Here is a 5,230-nt window from a genome sequence, read left to right on the forward strand (position 1 = left end):
GATCGACAGCCTTATCGAACTGGGCGAAATCCGCATCGCGTTGGTACTTCCTTCAGACCTGACAGAAAAGATCAAGCAGGGCAAAACCGCCGCAGTCCAGGTTATTACAGACGGCGCGGATGCCAACACCGCCAATATCGCAATCGGGTACACCGAGATGATAATCGCCTCGGCCAACCGAAAACTGATACAGGAGGCTTCTTCCATAGAAATATCATCGCCTTTGAATCTCCAACCGCGTTTCTGGTTCAATTCCGACCTGCGTTCACAGAACTTCATCATTCCGGGACTGATCGTCCTGATTATGACCGTCGTCTCGGCACTTTTGACCGCCTTAACGGTGGCCCGTGAATGGGAACGGGGCACCATGGAGCAGATCATCACTACCCCGGTCACCGCGCTGGAAATGGCTCTCGGCAAACTCCTGCCATATTTCATTATTGCTGTCATCGATGTACTGATCGCCACAGCGGCCGGTACGATCCTGTATGGCGCGCCGTTTCGAGGAAACCTGTTTGTCCTGCTGAGTTTTGCATCCCTGTTTCTGATCACCGTGCTTGGCTTAGGATTCTTCATCTCGGTCGTTACAAAGTCTCAGCAACTGGCTTACCAGTTCGCCATGCTGGCGTCGTTTTTGCCGACATTCATATTCTCGGGGTTTCTGTTTCCGATCTCATCGATGCCTGAACCGCTCCAGTATTTTACTTACATAATTCCAGCACGCTTTTTCGTATCGATAAGCCGTGATTTGTTTTTGAAGGGAGCTGGATGGAGCCATTTATATATCGAAGGTCTTGTTTTGCTTGGGTTTGCCCTGCTGGTGGTGATAATTTCCGCCAGCCGGTTTAAAAAGAGGCTCGAGGGATGAGACGAATTGTTCACATCGCCAGAAAAGAAATCCTGCAGACTTTTCGCGACCGGCGCATGGTCGGTATCTTGTTTGTGGCCCCGCTCTTTCAGCTTCTGGTTTTCGGCTATGCCGCCACCTACGATATCGACCTGATTCCAACCGCTGTAATCGACTATGACAACAGCAGTCTTTCGCGTGAATTGATTCATAAAATCAGCGCTTCTGAATACTTTGAAATACAAGCCTACCCGGAGAATACGGACAGCCTGACCGAACTGATCGACCGCGGTGATATCTGGTGCGGGATTGTGATACCACCCGACTATGACAAGAGAATCAAGACCTCGCAAGCGGTCGATCTGCAGGCCATAATCGACGGATCGAATTCCAATACTGCCGGTATCGTGGGAAGCTACCTGGCCAAGATCATACAGGATTATTCTTTCGAGCTGATGGCTCAAAACAAATCGAGGCAGTTGCTGACTGCATCGGGCAACGGTATCCAGCTCCCGCTCGAAGCAAGGGTGCGGGCCTGGTACAATCCAACCCTGTCGTCACAGATTTATAACGTACCAGCGGTTCTGGTGATGATTATGCTGGTGATCACGATGATACTGACATCCATGGCTGTCGTAAAGGAAAAGGAAATCGGCACTATCGAACAGATCTCTGTCACTCCCATCAAACCGCTGGAACTTATGGTCGGCAAGACACTGCCGTTTGTGATGATCGGAGTCGTCGATATCATTTTAGCCACCGCCGTTTCGATATTCTGGTTTAAGATACCGTTTCTGGGTTCGATCTGGGTTCTGCTTCTGGCCAGCTTCACCTTTATGCTGACCACCCTCGGAACAGGTCTTTTGATCTCGACTTTTTCGGGCACCCAGCAACAGGCGATGATGACCACTTTCCTGTTCATCATGCCATTTATGATCCTCTCCGGTTTCGCGTTTCCGATCTCGAATATGCCAATCGAAATCCAGTATTTTACCTACATCAATCCGGTCCGGTATTTTGTCGAAATCGTGCGCGCAATCTTTCTCAAGGGTTCGGGAGTTATTGAGTTAAAATACCATCTATTGGCACTTCTGATCATCGGCCTGACGGTCATGAGCATGTCGGTTGCGCGTTTCCGTAAGCGCAGTGGATAAAAATCTATGTATGGGAGAAATTATGTCTAACCAGAATTCCTCAGACAGTCTCCGGGTAGCGCTGGCCCAGATCACCCCGGTATGGCTCAAGCGCGATGAGACGATCTCTAAAATGCTCGGCTATATCGACCGCGCGGCCGAACAGGAGCTTCAGTTGATCATCTTTGGCGAGGCCATTATCCCCGGCTATCCTTTCTGGGTCGAACGTACCGATGGCGCGCGTTTTAACTCGTCGCTTCAAAAAGAGATATTCGCCCACTATATGGACCAGGCGGTCAGTATCGAAGCGGGACATTTAGAACCACTCTGTAAGAAAGCGCGTGAAAAGAAGATTGCGATCTATACAGGCACAATCGAACGCCCGTCTGACCGTGGCGGTCACAGCCTGTATTGCAGTATGGTGTACATCGATTATAAAGGTGAGATCAAATCGGTTCATCGCAAACTGATGCCGACCTATGAAGAACGGCTGGTCTGGTCGCCGGGTGACGGACACGGCCTGCGTACTCACAGGCTGGGCGCGTTTACTGTCGGCGGACTTAACTGCTGGGAGAACTGGATGCCCCTGGCGCGGACCGCATTGTATGCCCGGGGCGAGGACCTGCATGTGGCTATCTGGCCCGGTTCACGACGCAACACCGAACAAATCAGCAGATTCATCGCGCATGAATCCCGCTCCTATGTCGTCTCGGTTTCGGGTCTTATGAGAAAAGCTGATATTCTCGACGACATCCCTCACGCTGAAGAGATCATAGCCAACTGCGAGGAGACACTTGCCGATGGCGGTTCGTGTCTATGTGGCCCGGACGGAGACTGGATAATCTCTCCTGTAACCGATCGCGAAGACCTGATGATTGCCTCGATTGATCATACCCGGGTGCGTGAGGAACGCCATAATTTCGATCCGAGCGGGCATTACAGCCGCCCCGATGTGCTCAGGTTGTCAGTTAACCGTATACGACAGAGTTGCGCGGATTTCGACGATTAAATCGCTATTAAATTATTCTATGACATTGGCAATGTCGCCGCTGGTCAAAAGCTTTGTGCCTGGGATGATTCTATGATGAACACACTGACCTGAAGCATGAATTTGTTCTGTCAGCTGTTTATTCAGAGTTCTGAGCCTGATTTTTCACCTGACGGTTGTTTGTTACGATCCTGTCATCACAAGCCAGGCGCGGCGATCTTGACGTACGAGATTGTTTCGTCACTGTGCTCCCCGCGAAGACTTGGATGCGCAAGTCGCCATTCCGACCGGGGACACCGATCTTGATCGGTGGACGAGCGGAGAAATCTCAATCATTGGATTTTTCCATAGCACACAAGCTCCCGACCTAAGTCGAGAACTCAAGACCTGCCATAACGAAGCGAGAGACCCTCACGTCGTCATCACGCCAAAGCGTGATTCCTCCTCAGGATGACTATAACGTGCGGTCAGGAATCTTTCCCGACTGATTAACAAAATCAAGTCATATCAAACAAGCTGTAATCACACTGACAAATCTGTGCATATTCTGAACAGTTCTGCCCTTCAAGGATACACACTGCTCACATCACGAACCGACTTAACCCGATGGGGTGAATTATTTTAACCCCGATCGACGATAATTTGAAAGTGTGTTCTCACGAATGCCGATAATAGTATCAGGCGGGTCTTACAAGCGATTTCAGGGATTCCGAGGGGCTGGATAAAAACCACATAGCAATCACAGGCCGGATGATCAGTACACGGGGTTTTGCACACTGCGGTCATGGGAACATTATATATCCGGCTCAACAAATTATCAGCGCGAGGTGTAAGCATGGATAATCTTGCACGAAAAGTATTAATGGCCCTGGCGATCGTTTTGATCACCGCCGGATGCTCTAACCTGGACAACCCGGTGCAGTCAAAACTCAGCATCGTCGACGATCGTCAGGAAAATCCTGCTCCGGGGATTCCAGCGGGAGCCTTTTTCATATCGGCTGATCTGGTTCTCGATGTTTACATCAAAAGCCAGTATGAGGTCACTCTTCATCGAATCACGGCTGACTGGTCAGAATCCGAGGTCAACTGGGACAATTTTGCCGGAGCTTACGATACCGTTGTCTGTGCATCTTTTCTGCCAGACCAGAACGGCCCGGTCGCGGTCGATATCAGCAGTCTGGTTGGCGGATGGTTAGACGGCAGTCTCGAGAATCACGGATTGCTTCTGAGGCAATCCACGCGCTCATCGCAGTTCCACTCCAGCGAGACATCCGAAGTCACCAGCCGTCCCGGTTTGATTGTACGTTTTGAAGAGAATGGACAGCTCGACTCGATCGTGATCCGGCGCGGTCTGAATGGCGGGGTCGCCGATGCCTTTATTGCTGAAAATATACCGATTGCAAATTACGGCGATTTCTCGCGCGTCTATGTCGGTATGGTATCGATTTTCGAAAATCAGGCCTTGTTCAAATTCCCGCTCCAGATTCAGGAAGGTGAAGTCGAACAGCCGGCCGGTGTTGGCGACCGGGTTTTTAATGATCTCAACCGGAACGGTATCCAGGATATCAATGAGCCGGGCGTGGCCGAGGTCGCGGTCAACCTCTATGGAGAACGCAACCTCCTGATCGCCGGTACAGTCACCGATGATCGCGGGTTATATAAATTCGATGAGCTCAATCCCGGCGATTATTCATTGAAGTTCGTCCTTCCGGATGGTTATTCATTCAGCCCCCGCAACTCCGGCAACGATCCGGAATACGACAGCGACGCCGAGCCAAACGATGGTACGACTGCCCGGTTTACCCTGCAGTCAGCTCAGGTCGATCTGTCCCGCGATGCGGGCATCTTTTTGACTGACAATGACGATGCCGGATGTACCCACGGTATCGGCTACTGGAAGCGTCAGACCGGGCAACGTCGCCGCCAGGTCGACCAGGTATCGACTTACCTGCCGATCTATCTCGGCCATCCCCAGGGTTTCAAGACATTGATCGTTGATGATGCAAAAGAAGCGTTTGACGTGCTCAGTCTACGTGTCTATGGCAGACCCGGAAACGGCATTACGATGCTCTACGCCCAGCTTTTAACCGCCAAGCTGAATATCGCCGATGGCGCCGATGATTCAGAAATTGTCGAGACTATCGAACAGGCGGATTCATTTTTGGATCGACATGGCTATACCGACTGGCGACGCCTGAGCCGTGATGTCAGAAAAGAAGTGCGCATCCTCAGCCGCAAACTGGCATCGTACAACCACGGCAA

The 5,230-nt window shown here is 51.1% G+C and carries 4 protein-coding genes; all 4 read left to right on the forward strand.

All coding sequences use genetic code 11. The features are described from left to right. The first annotated feature begins 1 nt into the window (after nucleotide 1). Nucleotides 2–868: an ABC transporter permease subunit gene (locus GF404_10555; protein ID MBD3382621.1), complete on the forward strand. Its 867-nt coding sequence runs from the start codon at nucleotides 2–4 to the stop codon at nucleotides 866–868. Further along, entirely contained in the window at nucleotides 865–2,001 is a 1,137-nt protein-coding gene (locus tag GF404_10560; GenBank protein ID MBD3382622.1) for an ABC transporter permease subunit, read from the forward strand. Before GF404_10555 ends, GF404_10560 begins: the two co-directional genes overlap by 4 nt. 10 nt (nucleotides 2,002–2,011) lie before the next feature. Beyond that, entirely contained in the window at nucleotides 2,012–2,989 is a 978-nt protein-coding gene (locus GF404_10565; GenBank protein MBD3382623.1) for a carbon-nitrogen hydrolase family protein, read from the forward strand. Nucleotides 2,990–3,752: 763 nt separating this feature from the next. After that, the coding region (locus tag GF404_10570) for a DNRLRE domain-containing protein (protein ID MBD3382624.1) at nucleotides 3,753–5,230 on the forward strand (1,478 nt) is incomplete at its 3' end.

It is taken from the genome of Candidatus Zixiibacteriota bacterium (assembly GCA_014728145.1).
Classification (GTDB): domain Bacteria; phylum Zixibacteria; class MSB-5A5; order JAABVY01; family JAABVY01; genus WJMC01.

Coding starts and splice junctions, on each gene's coding strand:
- GF404_10560 (MBD3382622.1), top strand. CDS start 865: ATGAGACGAATTGTTCACATCGCCAGAAAAGAAATCCTGCAGACTTTT.
- GF404_10565 (MBD3382623.1), top strand. CDS start 2,012: ATGGGAGAAATTATGTCTAACCAGAATTCCTCAGACAGTCTCCGGGTA.